We start from the raw sequence: 22,246 nt of genomic DNA on the forward strand, positions 1-22,246 counted from the left end.
AGCCTGGTCGAGCGCATGCGCAAGGCCGGCCTGGCTGCCGACGTGCGCGTGCTGTTCGCCCAGCCGACCCTGGCCGCGCTGGCGGCGGCGGTGGGTTCTGGACGAGAGGTAGCCGTACCCGAGAACCGTGTCCCCCACGATGCGACCCGGATCACGCCAGAGATGCTCAGCCTGATTGATCTCGACCAAGCCAGCATCGACCGCATCGTCGCCAGCGTGCCGGGCGGCGCCGCCAACGTGCAGGAAATCTACCCGCTGGCGCCGTTGCAGGAAGGCATCCTCTATCACCACCTGAGCGCGGAGCAGGGTGACCCCTACCTGCTGCAGACCCGCCTGGCCTTCGACAGCCTGGAACGGCTGCAAGCCTGTGCCGGTGCCTTGCAACAGGTCATCGACCGCCACGATATCTTGCGCACTTCGGTGGTCTGGGAAGGTTTGGCGGAGCCGGTGCAGGTGGTCTGGCGCCAAGCCCGCCTGGACGTACAAGAAGTCACTGGGCTGGGCGAGGAGGCGGTGATCGAGCGCCTGCACGATCATTTCGACGCACGCTCGCAGCGCCTGGACCTGACCCAGGCGCCACTGCTGCACCTGACCTACGCAATGGACCCGGCCGGGCAGCGCGTGGTCGCGGTGCTGCACTTCCATCACCTGGCCCTGGACCACACGGCGATGGAGGTCATTGTCCATGAAATGCAGGCGTTGCTGTCCGGGCGCCAGCACCTGCTGAGCGCACCCGTGCCGTACCGCACCTACGTGGCCCAGGTACGCCTGGGCGCCGCCGAGGCGGGGCACGAGGCGTTCTTCCGCGACATGCTCGGCGATGTCGACGAGCCGACCCTGCCCATGGGCCTGGCCGATGTGCAGGGTGACGGGCGTGATATCGAGGAAGCCCGCCTGCCACTGGACCTGGCCTTGTCGCGCCGGGTGCGCGAACAGGCGCGGGCGCAGGGTGTCAGCGCCGCGAGCCTGATGCACCTGGCCTGGGCCCGCGTGGTCGGTGTGCTGGCGGGGCGTCACGACGTGGTGTTCGGCACCGTGCTGATGGGCCGCCTGCAGGGCGGCGAGGGCGCCGACCGTGCGTTGGGCGTGTTCATCAATACCTTGCCGTTGCGCATCGACACGGCCAAGGGGGCCAGTGACGCAGTACGGCTTACCCACCAGCGGCTGTCGGCGCTGCTTGGCCACGAACATGCATCGCTGGCGCTGGCTCAGCGTTGCAGTGGGGTGGCGGCCTCGTCGCCACTGTTCAGCGCCTTGCTCAACTACCGTCACAGCCCGGTTGATGTCGCCGCAGCAGCTGGCGACAGCTTCCAGGGTATGCACCAGTTGGGCGGCGAGGAACGCAGCAACTACCCACTTACCCTGAGCGTGGACGACCACGGCGAAGGCTTCACCCTCAGTGTGCTGGCCCTGTTGGGAATCGGCGCCGAGCGGGTCGCGGGCTGGATGAACTTGGCTGTGGCCGGGCTGATCCAGGCGTTGGAGCAAGGTGGCGCGGTGCAGGTCGACACATTGCCCATCCTCGATCACACAGCGCTGGGCCAAGTGCTCGAAGGCTTCAATGCCACGGCTGCGAGCTACCCGCAGGGGCACACCGTGCACGCGCTGGTCGAGGCCCAGGCACCCGAGGCGCTGGCCGTGGTGCAGGGCGAGGTGAGCCTGAGCCATGGCGAGCTGAACCAGCGCGCCAATCGCCTGGCCCATTACCTGATCAAGCGTGGCGTGGCGCTGGGCGACCGTGTCGCGCTGTGCCTGCCGCGCGGTCCGCAGCGGCTGGTGGCGATGCTGGCCGTGCTCAAGGCCGGCGCGGCCTATGTGCCGGTCGATCCGGGCTATCCGGCGGAGCGCATTGCCTATCTACTCAGTGACAGTGCGCCGACGCTGGTGCTGGTCGAATCGAGCACTGAGTCGCTGGTGGGCGAGGTGGCCAAGGTTGCGCTGGATGGCGATGACTGGGCTCATGAAGCCGACAGCAACCCCGTCGTCACCGGTCTGGATGCGGATCAGCTGGCTTATGTGATCTACACCTCCGGCTCCACCGGCCAGCCCAAGGGGGTGATGGTCGAGCACCGTACCCTGGCCAACCTGGTCCACTGGCATTGCCAGGCCTTCGACCTGGGCGCCGGCAGCCACACCTCCAGCGTCGCCGGCTTCGGCTTCGACGCCATGGCCTGGGAGGCCTGGCCGGCGCTGTGCGCCGGGGCGGTGCTGCACCTGCCGCCGGTGCAGATTGGCGGCGAGCATGTCGATGAATTGCTCGACTGGTGGCTGCAGCAGCCGCTGCAAGTGAGCTTCCTGCCGACCCCGGTGGCCGAGCAGGCGCTGCGCCGCGAACGCCAGCACCCGACCCTGCGCACCTTGCTGGTGGGCGGCGACCGCCTGCGCCAGTTCGACCGCGATCCGGGCTTCGTGCTGGTCAACAACTACGGCCCGACCGAGACCACGGTGGTCGCAACGTCCGGTCAACTTCAGCCGGGCGGCGCGCTGCATATCGGCAAGCCGACCGCCAACACCCGTGTCTATGTGCTGGATGCGCAGCTCCAACCGGTGCCGGTCGGCGTGACCGGCGAGCTGTACATCGGTGGCGCGCAGGTGGCACGCGGTTACTTCAACCGCCCCGACCTTAGCGCCGAGCGTTTCCTTGACGACCCGTTCGCTGGTGGCCGGATGTATCGCACTGGCGACCTGGTGCGCTGGAACGCCGACGGTACCCTGGACTACCAGGGGCGCAACGACGACCAGGTGAAGATCCGCGGTGTGCGGGTCGAGCTGGGCGAGATCGAGGGGGCGCTCAAGGCCCAGCCGGGCATCGCCGATGCCGTGGTGCTGGTGCGTGACGAGCGCCTGCTGGCGTGGTTTACCGAAGCGGCAGCGGTCGATATCGAGCGCCTGCGCGAGGGCTTGCAGGCCAGCCTGCCGGCGCATCTGCTGCCGCAAGCCTTGGTCCGCCTGGACGCACTGCCACTGACTAGCCACGGCAAGCTGGATCGCAAGGCGCTGCCGGATCCCGACCCCTCGGCCCTGGTTCGCCAAGTCTATGTCGCGCCGAGCGGTGCTTCCGAGGTGGCAATAGCCGCGATCTGGGCCGAGGTGCTGGGTATCGAGCAGGTTGGTCGCCACGACAACTTCTTCGAACTCGGCGGCCACTCGTTGCTGGCGGTGAGCCTGACCGCGCGCCTGCGACAGGCCGGACTGCAGGCCGACGTACGCACCTTGTTCGGCCAGCCGACGGTGGCGGCGCTGGCGGCGACCCTGGGCCAGGGCCGTCAGGTCGAGGTCCCGGCCAACCGGATCCCGGCCGGCTGCACCCGGATCACCCCGGACATGCTGCCGCTGGTGGAGCTGGAGCCGGCCGCCATCGAACGTATCGTCGCCACGGTGCCGGGGGGCGCGGCCAACGTGCAGGACATCTACCCGCTGGCGCCGTTGCAGGAAGGCATCCTTTATCACCACCTCAGCTCGCCGGAGCACGACCCCTACGTGCTGGCCTCGCGCATGGCGTTCGCCAGCCACGAACGCCTGCACGCCTTTGTCGATGCCCTGGGCAAGGTGATCGCCCGCCACGACGTGCTGCGCACCTCGGTGCTGTGGGACGGCCTGCCGCAGGCGGTGCAGGTGGTCTGGCGCCAGGCCGCTCTGGCGGTGTTCGAGGTGGCGGATGAAGCCGCGGTGCCGCACGCCCTGGCCCTGGAACAGGCCCCGTTGGTGCGTCTGTACCACTGGCCGGACCCGCAAGGTTCAGGATTGCTGGCCGCGTTGCAGTTCCACCATATCGTCCTCGACCATACCGCCCTGGATGTACTGGGCCGCGAGCTGGTCGGTTACCTGCAGGGTGCAGCGGTGCCGGCCGGGCAGGGCGCGCCATACCGCAACTACGTGGCCCAGGCGCGCCTGGGCGTCAGCCAGGCCGAGCACGAGGCGTTCTTCCGCGAGCAACTGGGCGATATCGACGAGCCGACCTTGCCTTACGGCCTGGGGGACGTGCAGGTCGATGGCCAGGGTATCGAGGAGGCCCAGCTGTGGCTGGACGCGGCCCTGTGCGCAGACCTGCGGCAACAGGCCCGGCAGTTGGGCGTCAGCGTCGCCAGCCTGTTCCACCTGGCCTACGGCCGTCTGCTGGCAGCGACCAGCGGCCGCGACAGCGTGGTGTTCGGCACCGTGCTGCTGGGCCGGCTGGAAGCTGGCGAGGGCGCCGAACAGGCCTTGGGCATGTTCATCAACACCCTGCCGTTGCGCCTGGACCTGCAGGCCGCGACCCTGCAGGAGGCGGTGCATCAGACCCAGCAGCGCCTCAGTGCCTTGCTCGCCCACGAGCATGCTTCGCTGGCCCTGGCCCAGCGCTGCAGCGGCGTGCCGGCACCGGCGCCGCTGTTCAGCGCGATGCTCAACTACCGTCACGGCAGCCAGGCGGACGAGGCCCAGCGCCTGGCGCTGCAGGGTATCGAGACCCTGCAGAGCAACGAGCGCAGCAACTATCCGCTGAGCCTGAGCGTGGACGACATCGGTGCAAGCTTCCGTCTGGTGGCCCTGGCCCCGGCGGCGGTCGGCGCCGCGCGGGTCTGTGAGCAACTGCGGCAGGTGCTGCAGGCCATGGTCGAAGCGCTGGCACGCGAGCCACGCCAGGCGTTGCTGCAACTGCCGGTGCTGTCGCTCGATGAGCGCCGTCAGCTGCTGCACGACTGCAACCGCACGGCGCGGCCTCACGACCTGACCCAGACCCTCCAGGCGCTGTTCGAGGCCCAGGCCCTGCGTACGCCCGAGGCCGTGGCCATCTGCGCGGAGCAGGGTGAGCTGAGTTATGCCCAGCTCAATGCCGAGGCCAACCGCCTGGCCCATCTCCTGATCGCGCTGGGCGTGCAGCCCGACGACCGGGTGGCGATCTGCGTCGAGCGCGGCCTGGCGCTGGTGGTCGGCCTGCTGGCGATCCTCAAGGCCGGTGGTGCCTACGTGCCGCTCGACCCGGACTATCCGGCCGAGCGCCTCGGCCACATGCTCGCCGACAGCCAACCGCGGGCGTTGCTGGTGCAACAGGCCACCCGCGCCCTGGTGGGTTCGTCGGCGAAGTTGGTCGACCTCGATCAGCCGACTTGGGGCGAGCTGCCGGACAGCAATCCGCAGGTGCCTGGCCTGACCTCGGAGCACCTGGCCTATGTGATCTACACCTCAGGTTCTACTGGCCTGCCCAAGGGCGTGATGGTCGAGCACCGCAACGTGGTCAACCTGGTGCACTGGAGCGCCGGGCTGTTCCCGAACGAAGGTGCGGTGCTGCACAAGACCCCGGTGAGCTTCGACGCCTCGGTGTGGGAGCTGTTCTGGCCGCTGTGCAGCGGGTTGCGCCTGGTGCTGGCGCGCCCGGATGGCCAGCGCGACCCGCAGTACCTGGTGGAACTGATCGAACGGCAGCAGGTGAACGTGGTGCAGTTCGTGCCGGCCTTGCTGCAGCAGTTCCTCGACGAGAACGCCAGCGCCGCCTGCGGCAGCCTCACCGACATCGTCTGCGGTGGTGGCGAGCTCACCGAAGCCCTGGCCTGCCAGGTACGCGAGCGCTTGCCGCAGGTGCGCCTGCACAACGTCTATGGCCCCACCGAGACCACGGTGGATTGCAGCGTCTGGACCCTGGAAGCGCGGGATCCGCTGCCGTCCGGCGCGCTGCCGATCGGCCGGCCGATCGACAACACCCGCCTTTACGTCCTCGACGCCCACGACCAGCCCGTGCCGTTCGGCGTTGCCGGTCAGTTGCACATCGGCGGAGCCGGAGTGACGCGGGGCTACCTGGGCTTGCCGGAGCAACAGGCCGAGCGTTTCATCGCCAGCCCGTTCGTTGACGGTGAGCGTCTGTACCGCAGTGGCGACCTGGTACGCCAGCGCCACGACGGCGTGCTGGAGTTCCTCGGCCGCACCGACCACCAGATCAAGCTGCGCGGCCTGCGTATCGAGCCGGGCGAGATCGAAGCCTGCCTCACCCGTGTGGCCGGGGTGCGCGAAGCCGTGGTGCTGGTGCACGACGCCCAGCCGGCCGGCCCGCGCCTGGTGGCTTATGTCACCGGCGACGTGCCGCCGGCCGAGGCATTGCGCGAAGCGTTGCTCGGGCAACTGCCGGAATACATGGTGCCCGCACTGTTCATTCCGCTGCCGGCCCTGCCGCTGACCGCCAACGGCAAGCTCGACCGCAAGGCGCTCCCGGCAGTTGACCTGCCTACCCGCGACTACGAGGCGCCGGCCGGCGACACCGAACAGCTGCTGGCGCGGATCTGGAGCGAGCTGCTGGGCGTGGAGCGGGTAGGGCGCCATGACAACTTCTTCGAACTGGGCGGCCACTCGCTGCTGGCGGTGACCCTCACCTCGCGCCTGCGCGAAGCGGGCCTGGAGGCCGACGTGCGCAGCCTGTTCGAACACCCGACGCTGGCAGGCTATGCCGCCATCACAGACAGAATGGAGATCGTCCTGTGAGCATCAACGAACTACTGGCGACACTGACCGCCAACAATGTCCAGCTGGCCCTCAAGGATGGCCAGCTGGTGGTCCAGGGCAATCGCCAGGCCTTGACCGACGCGGCCCTGGTGGCACGCTTGCGCGAGCACAAGCCGGCGCTGGTCGCCCTGCTGGAGCGCGGCGAATACGTGGCGGCGCGCCAGGGTAGCGTCGAAGTGCCGGAAAACCGCATCCCCGCCGATTGCGAGCGCATCACCTGCGCCATGCTCAGCCTGGCCGAACTCGACCAGGACAGCCTCGACCAGCTGGTCGCGGCCATCCCCGGCGGGGCGGCCAACGTGCAGGACATCTACCCGCTGGTGCCGCTGCAACAGGGCATGCTGTTCCACCACGCCAGTGCCGGTGAGCATGATCCCTATGTGATGCAGGCGCGCTTCGTGTTTGCCGACAGCAGCCGGGTCGAGGCCTTCGCCCAGGCGCTGCAAGGAGTGATCGAACGCCACGACATCTTGCGCACCTCGGTGCACTGGAAGACCCTGGAAACGCCGCTGCAGGTGGTCTGGCGCCAGGCCCGGCTGCGTGTCGTGCAACTGGCTCCCGGCGCATTGCCCGACATCGGCTTCGACCTGACCCAGGCCCCGCTGATCCGCCTGCAGTGCCAGGCGCCGGAGCCCGGCGGGCAGGTCCACGCCACCCTGCAGTTCCACCACGTGGCCATGGACCACAGCGCCCTGGAAGTGGTGCGCCACGAGATGCTCGCCTTCCTGCTCGGCGAGAGTGCCCATCTGGGCCGACCGGTGCCGTTTCGCAACCACGTGGCCCAGGCCCTGCTGGGCGTGAGCGAGGCCGAACACGAGGCGTTCTTCCGCGACATGCTCGGTGCTGTCGACGGGCCGACCCTGGCCTATGGCCTGGGCGATGTGCAGGGTGACGGCGCGGCGCTGAACGAGCACGCCCTGGATCTCGACCTGGCGTTGTGCCGCGACCTGCGCAGCCAGGCGCGCAGCCAGGGGGTGAGCGTCGCCAGCCTGTTCCACCTGGCGTGGGCGCGGGTGCTGGGTGGCCTGACCGGGCGCGAGCAGGTGGTGTTCGGCACCGTGCTGATGGGGCGCCTGCAAGGCGCCGAGGCCACCGACCGGGCGCTGGGCATCTTCATCAATACCTTGCCGCTGCGGGTCGACCTGGATGCCGCCGACCTGGCCACGGCGATCAAGGCCACCCACCAGCGTCTGAGCACGCTGATGCGCCACGAGCATGCGCCCCTGGCCCTGGCCCAGCGCTGCAGCGGCGTGGCGGCGCCGACCCCGCTGTTCAACGCCTTGCTCAACTACCGCCACAGCGCGCCCTCAGGCTCCGAGGCGGTGCGCCGGGCAGGCTGGGCAGGTATCGAGATCGTGCATGCCGCCGAGGCCACCAACTACCCGCTGACCTTGAGTGTCGACGACTTCGGCGAAGCCTTCCGCCTGACCTTGCTGGCCAGCCCCGAGGTGCCGGCGCAACGCGTCTGCGCCTATCTGCAGCAGACCCTGCGCAGCCTGCTTGCAGCCTTGAACCAGGCACCCGGGGTTGCAGTCCGCGCGTTGCCGATGCTGCCGGACGAAGAGCGCGAGCACATACTGCAAACCTTCAACCAGACCCCTGGCGCCACGGATGCTCATGGGCCGTTGCACCAGCGTATCGAAGCCGTGGCCCAGGCCCATCCGCAGGCCCTGGCCGCCACCTGCGACGACCAGTCGCTGAGCTACCAGCAGTTGAATCAGCTCGCCAACGCCCTGGCCCATCAACTGATCGGCCTGGGCGTGCGCCCCGACGACCGGGTGGCGGTGTTCGCCCGGCGCGGCCTGGACACCTTGGTCGGCCTGCTCGCGGTGCTCAAGGCCGGCGCCGCCTACGTGCCGGTGGACCCGGCACACCCCGATGAGCGCGTGCGCTACCTGCTGGATGACAGCGCGCCAGTGGCCGTGCTGACCCAGCAGGCGCTGCGCGGTCGCCTGGGCACGCGCGCGACGCCGGTGCTGGCACTCGACCAGCCGGACTGGCCAGCGCGCCACGACGATCCCCAGGTGAGCGGCCTGGGCCCGGCGCACCTGGCCTATGTGATCTATACCTCAGGCTCCACCGGCCAGCCCAAAGGGGTGATGGTCGAACACCGCAACCTGAACAACCTGGTGGACTGGCACTGCCGCGCGTTCGACCTGTGCCAGGGGCGCCACACCTCGAGCCTGGCCGGCTTCGGTTTTGACGCCATGGCCTGGGAAGTCTGGCCGGCGCTGTGCGCGGGGGCGACCCTGCACCTGGCCCCGTCCAGCGAAGGCCATGAAGACCTCGACGCGCTGCTGGCCTGGTGGCGTACCCAGCCGCTGGATGTCAGTTTCCTGCCCACGCCGGTGGCCGAGTATGCCTTCAGCCACCAGCTCGAACACCCGACCCTGCGCACCTTGCTGATCGGCGGCGATCGCCTGCGCCAGTTCAACCGCACCCAGACCTTCGCCGTGGTCAACAACTACGGCCCCACCGAGACCACCGTGGTGGCCAGCTCTGGCGTGGTGGAGGCGGGCGGCACCCTGCACATCGGCGGCGCAGTGGACAACGCCCGCTTGTACGTGCTCGATGCGTACCAGCAGCCCGTGCCCCTGGGGGTGCCCGGCGAGCTCTACATCGGCGGCGCCGGGGTCGCCCGTGGCTACCTGGACCGCGCGCAACTGACCCGCGAACGCTTCCTCGACGACCCGTTCAGCGCGACACCCGGTGCACGCATGTACCGTACCGGCGACCTGGTGCGGTGGCTGGCCGACGGCACCCTCGATTACCTGGGCCGCAACGACGACCAGGTGAAGATTCGCGGCGTGCGCATCGAGCTGGGCGAGATCGAAAGCCGCCTGAACGGCCTGCCGGGCATCGGCGAGGCGGTGGTGATGGCCCGCGAGGACCAGCCCGGCCAACCGCGGCTGGTGGCCTACTTCACCGCCCAGGCGGGCCTGGAGCCGGCCCAGCCTGAGCAACTGCGGGGGCAGTTGCTGGCCCATCTGCCGGAGTACATGGTGCCGGTGGCGTATGTGTCGCTGGACGCACTGCCCCTGACCGCCAACGGCAAGCTCGACCGCCGTGCGCTGCCAGCGCCGGAACGCTCGGCCCTGTTCGAGCGTACCTACGTGGCCCCCGAGGGTGAGCTGGAAGAGGCCCTGGCCCAGGTGTGGGGCGAGCTGCTGCACGTGGAGCGGGTTGGTCGGCATGACCACTTCTTCTCGCTGGGCGGGCATTCGCTGCTGGCCATGCGCATGGTTTCCCAGGTGCGCTTGCGCCTCGGCGTGGAACTGGCCCTGGCCAACCTGTTCGCCAACCCCGAGCTGGCGGCGGTGGCCCAGGTGCTGGCCGGCGCCGGGCGCAGCGAGCTGCCAGCGCTGGTCGCGGTGTCCCGTGAGCAACCCTTGCCGCTGTCGTTTGCCCAGCAGCGCCTGTGGTTCCTCGCTCAGCTGGAAGGCGGCAGCCAGGCCTACAATGTGCCGCTGGCGCTGGGCCTGCGCGGAGCACTGGATGCCGATGCGCTGGAGGCCGCCTTGCTGCGCATCGTCGCGCGCCATGAGAGCCTGCGCAGTCGCTTCGTACCCTGCGGCGACAGTGCCGAGGTGATCATCGCCGCGACCCCACAATCCGGCTGGCTGCAGCGCCGGACACTGGCGCCGCAGGCATTGGCCGGGCACCTGCGCGACGAGGCCGCCGCGCCCTTCGACCTGACAACGGGGCCATTGCTGCGGGCCAGCCTGCTGCGCCTGGGTGAGGCGCACCATGTGCTGCTGCTCACCGTGCACCATATCGTCGCCGATGGCTGGTCCCTCGGCGTGCTGACCCGCGAATTGAGCGCGCTGTATCCGGCGCTGCGCGAGGGCAAGGACGACCCGTTGCCGGCGCTGGCCATCCAGTACGCCGACTACGCCGTGTGGCAGCGGCGCTGGCTGGCCGGTGAGCAACTGCAACGCCAGGCCGACTATTGGCGCCAGGCCTTGGACGGCGCGCCGACCTTGCTGAGCCTGCCCAGCGACCGGCCACGACCGACGCGCCAGGATTTCAGCGGCGCCAGCCTGGCGCTGCAGCTGGATGCGCGCCTGGGGGCCGGCCTGCGGGCCCTGGCGCAGCGGCACCAGGTGACCCTGTACATGGTCCTGCTCGGCGCCTGGGCCGCTACCCTGGCGCGGCTTTGCGGGCAGGCCGAGGTGGTGGTGGGCTGCCCGGTGGCCGGGCGCGGGCGCGCCGAACTGGAGCCGTTGGTCGGCCTGTTCGTCAATACCCTGGCCCTGCGTATCGATACCGCCGGGGCGCCAAGCACCGAGCGCCTGCTGGCGCTGGTCAAGGCGCGCCTGCTCGACGCCCAGGCGCACCAGGACCTGCCTTTCGAACAGGTGGTGGAGATCGTCCGGCCGGCGCGCAGCCTCGGCCATACCCCGTTGTTCCAGACCACCCTCAACTGGCTGGCCACCGAGGGCGCCGCGCCGACCCTGGCGGGGCTGCGGCTGGAAGGCGTGGAACAGGTCGGCCAGGTAGCCAAGTTCGACCTGTCGCTGAGCATGGGCGAGCAGGGCGAGGCACTGGTCGGGAGCCTCGAGTACGCCACAGCGCTGTTCGATGAAAGCACCGTGCGCCGCTTCGCCGGGTATTTCGACAGCATGCTGCGCGCCATGCTGGCCAATGACCAGGCGCCGCTGGCCGAGGTCGAACTGGTGGGCGAGGCCGAGCGCAAGCGCCTGCTGGATACCTTCAATCGCAGTGCCCTGGCGTTCCCGAACGGGCAGACCGTGCATGGCCTGGTTGAGGCCCAGGCGGCCCGTACACCGCAGGCACTGGCCGCCAGCCAAGGCGAAATGTCCCTGTCCTATGGCGAGTTGAACCAGCGCGCCAACGCCCTGGCCCAGTACCTGCTCGGGCAGGGTGTCGGCCCCGACGAGCGGGTGGGGGTGGTGGCCCGCCGGGGCCTCGACACCCTGGTGGCGTTGCTGGCGGTGCTCAAGGCCGGCGGCGCCTATGTGCCGGTGGACCCGGCGCACCCGGACGAGCGGCTGCGCTATCTGCTCGAGGACAGCGCTCCGGTGGTGGTGTTGGCACAGCAGGCATTGTTGTCGCGTCTTGCAGGACTGGGCGTGGCGGCGCAGGCACTGGACAGGCCGCACTGGCCGGAGCGTGCGGAAAACCCCGAGGTCCCCGGCCTGCAGGCTAGCCACCTGGCCTACGTGATCTACACCTCTGGCTCCACCGGCCAGCCCAAGGGCGTGATGGTCGAGCACCGCACCCTGGCCAACCTGGTGCACTGGCACTGCAAGGCCTTCGAACTCGGCGCCGGGGATCATACCGCCAGTGTCGCCGGCTTCGGTTTCGACGCCATGGCCTGGGAAGTATGGCCGGCCCTGTGCGCCGGGGCGGTGCTGCACCTGCCACCGGCGCAGTTGGGCAACGAGCAGCTCGACGGACTGCTGGCCTGGTGGCTGGAGCAACCCCTGAAGGTGGCGTTCCTGCCGACCCCGGTCGCCGAGTACGCCTTCGCCCAGGGGCTGCGCCACCCGACCCTGCGCACCTTGCTGATCGGTGGCGACCGTCTGCGCCAGTTCAACAGCGATCCCGGCTTTGTCGTGGTCAACAACTACGGCCCTACCGAGGCGACCGTGGTCGCCACCTCGGGCCTGGTGCTGCCGGGCGGCGTGCTGGACATCGGCCGGCCGATCGCCAATACCCGCGTGTACCTGCTGGATGATGCGCGGCAGCTGGTGCCGTGCGGTGTGGCCGGCGAACTCTACGTGGGTGGCGCCGGCGTGGCGCGGGGCTACCTGAACCGCGCAGAGCTGAGCGCCGAGCGCTTCCTCGACGATCCGTTCAGCGAGGTGCCCGGGGCACGCATGTACCGCACCGGCGACCTGGCGCGCTGGAATGCCGACGGTACCCTGGACTACCTGGGCCGCAACGACGACCAGGTGAAGGTGCGCGGCCTGCGCATCGAGCTGGGCGAAATCGAGGCGCAGTTGCTCGCCCTGGAGGGTGTCGCCGAAGCGCTGGTGCTGGCCCGCGAGGACCAGCCCGGGCAGCCGCGGCTGGTGGCCTACTACATTGCCGGCGCCGAGGCGCAGCCGGTGGGTACCCTGCGCGCCGCGCTGCAACAGCGCCTGCCCGCCTACATGGTGCCGGCAGCCTGGGTACGGCTGGATGCCTGGCCGTTGACCGCCAATGGCAAGGTCGACCGCAAGGCCCTGCCGTTACCCGAGCGCGAGGCGCACAGCCAGGCCTACGAGGCCCCGGCTGGGGCCTTGGAGGTTGCCTTGGCCGAGCTGTGGTGCGAGTTGCTGCAGTTGGAACGGATAGGCCGTCAGGACCGCTTCTTCGAATTGGGCGGCCATTCGCTGCTGGCCATGCGCATGGTTGGCCAGGTGCGCACGCGGCTGGGCCTGGAGTTGTCGCTGGGCGAGCTGTTCGCCGACGACCGCCTGCTGGCGGTGGCGGCGACCGTGGCCGAGGATCGCCATGACGTACTGCCGGCCATCGAGCCGGCGCCGCGCGGCCAGTCCCTGCCACTGTCGTTCGCCCAGCAACGGCTGTGGTTCCTGGCACAGATGGACGATGCCAGCGCCGCCTACCATATCCCCCTGGGCCTGGCCTTGCGCGGCCCGCTGGACCGTGCCGCCCTGGAGCGGGCGCTGGAGCGCATCGTCGAACGCCACGAGAGCCTGCGCAGCCACTTCACCCAGGCAGGCGCCGAGGCACGGGTGCGGGTGGCGCCCGGACGGGGCGGCTTCGCCCTGGCCTGGCATGACCTGCGCGGCGCGGCGCAGCAGTTGCCCGAGCTGATGCAGGCCGAGGCGTTGCTGCCATTCGACCTGGCGCACCAGCTGCCGGTGCGCGGCCGCCTGCTATGCCTGGCGGCGGAGCACCATGTGCTGCTGCTGACCTTGCACCATATCGTTGCCGACGGCTGGTCGATGGGGGTGTTCACCCAGGAGCTGGCGGCGTTGTACCAGGCCTTCAGCGAAGGCCGCGACGACCCGTTGCCGGCGCTGGCGATCCAGTACGGCGACTATGCCCTGTGGCAGCGTCGCTGGCTGAGCGGTGACGCCTTGCAGCGCCAGGGCGACTACTGGAGCCAGGCCCTGGCTGGCGCGCCGGTGCTGCTGACCCTGCCCACCGACCGGCCGCGACCGGCCCGTCAGGACTACCTGGGCGACCGCGTCGAAGTGCGCCTGGACCGGCGCCTGAGCGAAGACCTGCGGGCGCTGTGCCTGCGTCATGGGGTCACTCCGTTCATGCTTTTCGCCGGCGCCTGGGCGGTGCTGCTGGCGCGCCTGTCCGGCCAGGCCGAGGTGGTGATCGGCACCCCGGTGGCCAACCGCCGGCAAGCCGAGGTCGAGGGGCTGATCGGCTTGTTCGTCAACTCCCTGGCGCTGCGCATCGATACCGCCGGCAGCCCCGATGTCGGCGCGCTGCTGGCCCGGGTCAAGGCCTGCGTGAGCCAGGCCCAGGACCATCAGGACCTGCCGTTCGAACAGGTAGTGGAACGCTTGCACCCGCCGCGCAGCCTGGCCCACACACCGCTGTACCAGGTATCGCTGGCGTGGAACGGCGTGCCGGGCGAGGCCCTGCGCCTGGGTGAGCTGCAACTGGAGGCGCTGGGCGGCGCGCAGACCTTCGCCAAGTTCGATCTGACCCTGAGCCTGGGCGAGACCGCCGATGGCTACGGCGGCGCCCTGGAGTTCGCCACCGCGCTGTTCGACCGGGCGACCATCGAGCGGCACCTGGGTTACCTGGAGCAACTGCTGTGGGCGATGGCGGGCAGCGACCAGGCCGTGCCGGCGAAAGTCGAGTTGCTCGGCGCCGCCGAGCGTCGCCAGGAACTGGTGGCCTGCAACGCCAGCGAGCGGATCGGCGGCCTGCAGCAACCACTGCATGCGCTGTTCGAGGCGCAGGTGGCGCGTACGCCGCAGGCCGTCGCGGTGCAGACCGAGGACGGGCAACTGACCTATGCCGAACTGAATGCGGCGGCCAACCGCTTGGCCCACCGCCTGATCGAACAGGGCGTGATCGCCGACAGCCGCGTCGCCGTGTGCCTGGCGCGAGGGCCAGGGTTGCTGGTCGGGCTGCTGGCGGTGCTCAAGGCCGGCGGAGCCTACGTGCCGCTGGATCCGGGCTACCCGGATGAGCGCCTGGCGTACATGCTCGAAGACAGCGCGCCGCTGGCGTTACTGGTGGATGCCGCCAGCAACCGGCGCTTCAGCGACAGCCCGGTGGCGCGGCTGGACCTCGACCAGCCGGACTGGACCGAGCAGTCGCCGGACAATCCACAGGTGCCGGGCCTTGGCGCCCGCCACCTGGCCTACGTGATCTACACCTCCGGCTCGACCGGCACGCCGAAAGGGGTGATGGTCGAGCACCGCAGCCTGTGCAACCTGGTGCACTGGAGCTCGCGACTGATCGCCCCGAGCGCCGCAGGCGCGCTGCTGCACAAGACCCCGGTGAGCTTCGATGCGTCGGTTTGGGAGCTGTTCTGGCCGTTGTGTGCCGGCCTGCGCCTGGTGCTGGCGCGCCCGGATGGCCAGCGCGACCCGGACTACCTGGCGGCGCTGATCCAGCGCCAGCGGGTCAGCGTGGTGCAGTTCGTGCCCGCGCTGCTGCAGCAGTTCCTCGCCCTGGAGGCCAGCGCGGCCTGCGACAGCCTCACCGATGTGGTCTGTGGCGGTGGCGAGCTGACTTCGGCGTTGCTGCGCCAACTGCGTGAGCGCCTGCCGCTGGTGCGGCTGCACAACGTCTACGGTCCCACCGAGGCCACCGTCGACTGCAGCGTCTGGACCCTCGAGCCCCGGCAACCCGTGCCCGAAGGGGCGCCACCGATCGGTCGGCCGATCGCCAACACCCGGCTGTATGTGCTCGACAGCCATGGCCTGCCGGTACCGCGGGGCGTGGTGGGCGAGCTGTACATCGGCGGCGTCGGCGTGGCGCGTGGCTATCTGGGCCTGCCGGCGCTGGAGGGCGAACGTTTCGGTGCCAGCCCGTTCGTGGTCGATGAGCGCCTGTATCGCAGCGGCGACCTGGTGCGTCGTCGCGCCGATGGCGAGCTGGAGTTCCTTGGCCGCAACGATTTCCAGGTGAAACTGCATGGTCTGCGTATCGAGCTGGGCGAGATCGAGGCCTGCCTGGCCAGCCATCCGCACGTGCGTGAAGTGGCGGTGCTGCTGCGCGACGAGCGCCTGGTCGCCTGGTTCACGGCCGACGATGGCGCGCCGGGCGTGGCGGCATTGCGCAAGCATGCCCAGGCAGGTTTGCCGGACTATATGGTGCCGTCGGCCTACGTGGCACTGCCGGCCATGCCGTTGACGGCCAATGGCAAGCTCGACCGCCAGCGGCTGCCCGACCCCGGTGCCGACGCGGTGCTCAGCCGTGCCTACGAGGCGCCGCGAGGCGAGGCCGAGCGCCATCTGGCGGCGCTATGGGCCGAGTTGCTCAACGTGCCGAGGGTAGGGCGCCAGGATCATTTCTTCGAGCTCGGTGGCCACTCGCTGCTGGCCGTGACCCTGATCGCCCGCTTGCGCGCCGAGGGCCTGGACGCGGACATCCGCGTGCTGTTCGCCGAACCGACCCTGGCCGCCGTGGCCGCGACCCTGGGCCAGCATGGCGCAAGCCGGGTGCCGGCCAACCGCATCGGCGCCGATTGCCGGCGCATCACGCCGGACTTGCTGCCGTTGGTGGCGCTGGAGCAGTCGCACATCGAGCGGATCGTCGACCAGGTGCCTGGCGGTGCCGCCAATGTACAGGACATCTACCCGCTGGGACCGTTGCAGGCGGGGATCCTCTATCACCACTTGGCCAGCGAGGGTGACGACCCCTACCTGCTGCAGGCGCGTTTCGCGGTGGCTGACCAGGCTCGGTTGGAGGCATTGCGCCAGGCGCTGGACCAGGTGATCGCCCGGCACGACATCCTGCGCTCTTCGTTGTACTGGGAAGGTCTGGCGCAGCCGGTGCAGGTGGTATGGCGCCAGGCGGCGTTGCCCGTGCAGGAACTGGCCGCGGATGAGCCGATCAGCTTGCGCCTGGACCTGACCCGCGCGCCGCTGCTGCGCCTGATACACCGCGAGGACCCGAGCAGCGGGCGGATCACCGCCACCTTGCTGTTCCACCACCTGGTCATGGACCACGTGGCCCAGGACGTGTTGCGCGCCGAATTGCAGGGCTGCCTGCTCGGCGAGCAGCTGCGCTTGCCGCCGCCGGTGCCGTACCGCAACTACATCGCCCAGGTGCTACAGGGTGCCGGCGAGGCCGAGCATGAGGCGTACTTCCGCGAGCAGTTGGGCGATATCGACGAGCCAACCCTGGCCTACGGTCCGCATCCACTGGCTCACGCCGACGCCGTGGCCGAAGCCCAGCACTGGCTCGACGACGGGCTGGCGCGGCGGGCCCGCGAACAGGCGCGGCTGCTGGGTGTCGGCGCGGCCAGCCTGATGCACCTGGCCTGGGGCCTGGTGCTGGGGCAGTTGTCGGGGCGCGACAGCGTGGTGTTCGGCACCGTGCTGCTCGGTCGCCTGCAGGGCGGTGAAGGCATGGAGCGGGCCTTGGGTGTGTTCATCAACACCTTGCCGCTGCGCCTGGACGTGGGCCGCCTGCCGGTGCGCGAGGCGCTGCTGGACACCCATCGCCGGCTGACCGGGCTGTTGGTGCATGAGCATGCGCAACTGGCCCTGGCCCAGCGCTGCAGTGCGTTGCCGCCCGGCGCGCCGCTGTTCAGCGCCTTGCTCAACTACCGCCACAGTGCCGCCGCGCTGGCCCATGACACTGCCAGTGGGCGTGCCTGGCAGGGCATCGAGCTGCTGCATGCGCAGGAACGCAGCAACTACCCGCTGGCCCTGAGCATCGACGACCTCGGGGAGCGCTTCAGCCTGACCGCGCAGTGCGCGGCGGGCCTGGACGCCCGGCGGCTGTGCGGTTACCTCGAGCAGGCTCTCGCACACCTGGTCGAGGCCCTGGCGCATGATCCCGAGCAAGGCCTGGAGCGGCTGGACATCGTACCGGCCGAGGAGCACCGCCGATTGCTCGGCTACAACGCCACGCAGCGCGACTACCCCAGGTCGGTGCCCGTGCACCGCCTGTTCGAGCAACAGGTGGCGCGCCATCCGTTGGCGCTGGCGGCGCTGCATGATGAGCGCCAGCTGAGTTACGCCGAGCTCAATGAGCAGGCCAACCGCCTGGCGCACTGGCTGATCGGCGAGGGGGTGGCGGCCGGCGCTCATGTGGCGATCCTGCTGCCACGCTCGCTGCCTTTGCTGGTCGCGCAGTTGGCCGTGCTCAAGTGTTCGGCGATCTACGTGCCGCTGGACATCAACGCCCCGGCCGAGCGCCAGGCGTTCATGGTCCAGGACTGCCAGGCGGTGATGCTGCTGACCCTCGGCAGCCTGGCGGCGGATTGCGAGACGCGGCGCATCGACCTGGACTGCCTGGCGCTGGACGAGCAGCCCGCGCACAACCCGGGCCTGGCCCTGGAGGCCGACGCGGTGGCCTACGTGATGTACACCTCCGGTTCCACCGGCACGCCGAAAGGCGTGAGGGTGACTCATCGCGGCATCGCCCGGCTGGTGCTGAACAACGGCTATGCCGACTTCAACGCCACGGACCGTTTCGCCTTCGTCGCCAACCCGGCGTTCGACGCCGCGACCATGGATGTCTGGGGCGGCCTGCTCAACGGCGGCCAGGTGCTGGTGATCGACCACCAGACCCTGGTAGAGCCGGCGCAGTTCGCCGCCGCCCTGCGCCAGGGCGGCGCCAGCGTGATGTTCGTCACCACGGCGCTGTTCAACCAGTATGTGCAGTTGATCCCCGAAGCCCTGGCCGGGCTGCGCATCCTGCTGTGCGGCGGCGAGCGCGGCGAGCCTGCCAGCTTCCGCGCCTTGTTGGCCCGGGCGCCGCAGTTGCGCCTGGTGCACTGCTACGGGCCTACCGAGACCACCACCTTCGCCACCGCCAGCACTGTACGTGCGGTAGTCGACGGCACCGAGCATGTGCCGATCGGCGGCCCGATCGGCAACACCACGGCCTATGTCCTCGATTGCCACGGGCGCTTGCTGCCCGAGGGCGTCACCGGCGAGCTGTACATCGGTGGCGACGGCGTCGCCCTCGGCTACCTGAATCGTCCGCAGTTGACAGCCGAACGCTTTCTCGACGATCCGTTCGGCACCGGGCCCGGCGCCAGGCTGTACCGCACCGGTGACCTGGCCCGTTGGCGCGAGGATGGCCAGCTGGAGTGCCTGGGGCGCAGTGACGACCAGGTGAAGATCCGTGGTTTCCGCATCGAGCTGGGCGAGATCGAGCAGCAGCTGGCCCAGTGCCCGGGCGTGGATGAAGTCGTGGTCATGGCCTTGCGCCTGGAACAGGGCCCGCTGCGTTTGGTGGCCTGGTACACCCGCACCGACGCGGCACTCGACGGTGTGGCGCTGCGCGGCTTCCTGCGCGAACGGCTGCCGGAGTACATGCTGCCGGCGGCATTCGTTGTGCTCGAGGCGTTGCCGTTGACCAACAATGGCAAGGTCGACCGGCGGGCGCTGCCGCTGCCGGGCGCGCAAGACCTTGCCGTGGCGGTGTTCGAGGCGGCGGTTACGCCCGTGGAGCTGGCGTTGGCCGCGCTGTGGGCGCAGGTGCTGGAGGTCGAGCGGGTGGGGCGGCATGACAGCTTCTTCGAACTGGGCGGGCATTCGCTGTCGGCGATCCGCCTGGTGGGCGAGATGCGCCAGGCCGGCCTGCACACGACCCTCGCCCAGCTGTTCCAGCACCCGACCATCGCCGCCCTGGCGCCGCTGCTCGACGAGGTGGCGGCCGAGGACGAGGGGCAAGGCCTGGTCACGGTGCGCGCCGCCGGCAGCCAGCCTGCACTGTTCCTGATCCATGAGTTCAGTGGCCTGGACCTGTATTTCCCGGTCCTGGGGCGGCATATCGAAGGTGATTTCCCTGTCTATGGGCTGGCCGGCGTCGCCGTCGGGCAGGCGCAACTGAACACCATGGAGTGCCTGGCGGCGCGCCTGGTGCGGCAGATTCGCGCCGTGCAGCCACACGGGCCGTATCGCCTGGCCGGCTGGTCGTTCGGTGGTGTGCTGGCCTACGAGGTGGCGGCGCAATTGCTGGGCGCGGACGAGCCGGTGGCCTTCGTCGGCCTGATCGACACCTACGTGCCGCGCCTGAGCGACCAGGGCAAGGCGCGCTGGCAAGGGCCGCACCTGGTGCAAGCGCAGTTGCTGCTGCATTGCCGCGTGCACTGGCAGGCGCAGGGCGAGGCGGGGGCTATGCAACTGGCCGAGATCGAGGCGTTGCAGCCGGGCGCATTGCCCTTCGAGGCACTGCTTGCCCTCTGCCGTGAGCGACAGTTGCTGGTGCCGGGCCTGGCCCAGGCCAGCGATGGACAGTTGCGCCACTTCTTCGAACGTCACCTGGCCCATGGCCATGCACTGGCTCACTATCGCCTGGCGCCGTTGCCGGTGCCACTGCACCTGTTCATCGCCGAACAGCGCAGCGCCGGTATCGTCACCGACAGCCCGAGCCTGGGCTGGGCCGAGGCCTTGCCTGGGCAGGAGCTGAAGTGCCAGAGCGTGCCGGGCGATCACCAGAGCATGGTGCAGGACCCGCAAGCCGCCGTGCTCGGCCAGGCCATCGCCCAGGCGATGCAGGCCGCGTCGGCGCTCGCGCCGGCGGCGCACCAGCCGCTACTGGCAATCCAGAGCGGCGTGCCGGGCCATGTGCCGGTGTTCTGCGTGCCGGGCGCCGGCGACAGCGTGACCAGCTTCATCGGCCTGGCCGAGGCGCTGGGGCCGGACTGGCCGGTGCATGGCCTGCAGGCGCGCGGCCTGGCTGCGGGTGAAGTGCCCCATTGCTCGGTCGAGGTGGCTGCGGCGTGCCATGTCCAGGCCATCGAGGCGCTGTACCCCGAAGGGCCGTTGAACCTGGTCGGGCACTCGTTCGGAGGCTGGGTGGCCCATGCCATGGCGATACGCCTGCAGGCCAAGGGGCGCGAGGTGCGCTCCCTGACCCTGATCGACAGCGAGGCGCCGGGCGCGGGGGGCAGTTGCGGCAAGCCGTACACCTATACCCAGGCCCTGCAGCGGCTTATCGAGTCGTTGCAACTGTCCACCGGCAAGACGTTGGGCATCGAGCCTGTAGCCTTCGCCGAAGCCGACGATCAGGAGCAGCTGCGCCAGTTGCACGCGGCGATGGTACGGGTCGGCCTGATGCCGTCGCGCTCTTCGCCGCAGGCACTTGAAGGCGTGGTGCGCACCTTCGCCACGGCGCTGCGCACGGTGTATCGCCCCGAGGGTGGCTTCAATGGCTTGGCGCGGCTGGTACTGGTGGCCGATCCGAGCTTGGACGCCGCCGGCAACCAATGCGAGCAGCAGGCGATGGAAGACGGTTGGCGTGAATGGCTGCCGCAGTTGGAGGTGTGGCAGGGGCCGGGCAACCACTTCAGCATCCTCAAGGTGCCGGATGTGTTCAGCCTGGCGGCGTGGTGGCATGACGGGCAGGCCCTGTATCACAGCAGGGTGAAGCAGTAACACCGTCGTGAGAGCGGGCTTGCAAAGCGATGGCGTCACCTTGGAGTGGCGTTATCGCGGGGCAAGCCCGCTCCCACGGGACCTCATCAGCTTCAGGAAGAACGGTTTCATGGAAAAGACGAAGTTTCGCAAGATCACCCTCGGTGTCGCCGTGGCCCTGGTCGCCGGCATCGTGCTCTACGCGGTACAGGCCCCAGCCAAGCCGCCGCAGTACATCACCGCCACGGTCGAGCGTGGCGATATCGAAAACGCGGTGCTGGCTACCGGCACCCTGGAAGGTATTCGCCAGGTCGACGTCGGTGCCCAGGTTTCGGGGCAGCTCAAGTCGCTCAAGGTCAAGCTTGGCGACAAGGTCACCGAAGGCCAGTGGCTGGCCGAAATCGACCCGCTGGTGCCGCGCAACTCGCTGCGCCAGGCCGAGGTCGACGCCGAGAAGCTGCAGGCCGAGCGGCGCTCGGTGCAGGCCAAGCTCAAGCAGGCCAAGCGGGTCTACGAACGCTACGACGTGCTCCAGGCCGACGAGTCGATCTCGCGCCAGGACTTCGAGAACGCCGAGTCCGAATTCGAGGTGCAGCAGGCCAACCTGCGCTCGCTGGACGCGCAGATCAAGAGCGCCCAGGTGCAGATCGATACGGCGCGGGTCAACCTCGGCTACACCCGCATCGTCGCGCCGATCGATGGCCATGTGGTGGGTATCGTCACCCAGGAAGGGCAGACGGTGATCTCCAACCAGCTGGCGCCGGTAATCCTCAAGCTCGCCGACCTCGACACCATGACCATCAAGGCCCAGGTGTCCGAAGCCGATGTGATTCATATCAGCCCCGGCCAGCAGGTGTACTTCACCATCCTCGGTGACGACAAACGTTACTACGCCAAGCTGCGCGGCACCGAGCCCGCGCCGCAGAACTACCTGGAAAGCAGCGACAAGAGCGGCGTCGCCGCCAAGCAGGCCAGCGCGGTGTTCTACAACGCGCTGTTCGAGGTGCCCAACCCCGAGCACCGCCTGCGCATCTCGATGACCGCCCAGGTGCGTATCGTCCTCGACACCGCCCTGGGCGTGCTCACCGTGCCGGTGGCGGCGCTGGGGCCGCGTGATGCCGACGGCAGCTTCCCGGTGCGGGTGCTCGACGGCAAGGGCTTCGCCCAGGTGCGCAAGGTCCAGGCGGGGATCAACAACAACGTCAAGGTGCAGGTCAAGGACGGCCTGGCCGAAGGTGACCGCGTGGTGATCGGCGAGCCGGTGTCGGGCGAGGCGGGGGCGTGAG

Annotated in this window: 3 protein-coding genes (1 of these 3 only partly in view); all 3 read left to right on the forward strand. The window is 69.6% G+C overall.

Annotated elements, in window-relative coordinates:
• Positions 1-6,450, forward strand: partial view of a non-ribosomal peptide synthase/polyketide synthase gene (locus tag LU688_RS13360; protein ID WP_289678357.1) — the 3' end only. 18,996 nt of this gene lie to the left of the window's left edge; 6,450 of the gene's 25,446 nt are visible here — the last part of the coding sequence; its start codon lies beyond the left edge, outside the window; its stop codon occupies positions 6,448-6,450.
• Complete coding sequence (locus LU688_RS13365; protein ID WP_232888230.1) at positions 6,447-20,981, forward strand: non-ribosomal peptide synthetase; 14,535 nt, start codon at positions 6,447-6,449, stop codon at positions 20,979-20,981. Before LU688_RS13360 ends, LU688_RS13365 begins: the two co-directional genes overlap by 4 nt.
• Positions 20,982-21,090: 109 nt before the next feature.
• Positions 21,091-22,245, forward strand: a complete 1,155-nt coding sequence (macA, locus tag LU688_RS13370) for a macrolide transporter subunit MacA (RefSeq protein WP_160290709.1) — start codon at positions 21,091-21,093, stop codon at positions 22,243-22,245.
• Position 22,246 lies beyond the last annotated feature (1 nt).

The sequence above is a fragment of the Pseudomonas soli genome (assembly GCF_021283165.2).
In the GTDB taxonomy this organism is placed as follows: domain Bacteria; phylum Pseudomonadota; class Gammaproteobacteria; order Pseudomonadales; family Pseudomonadaceae; genus Aquipseudomonas; species Aquipseudomonas soli.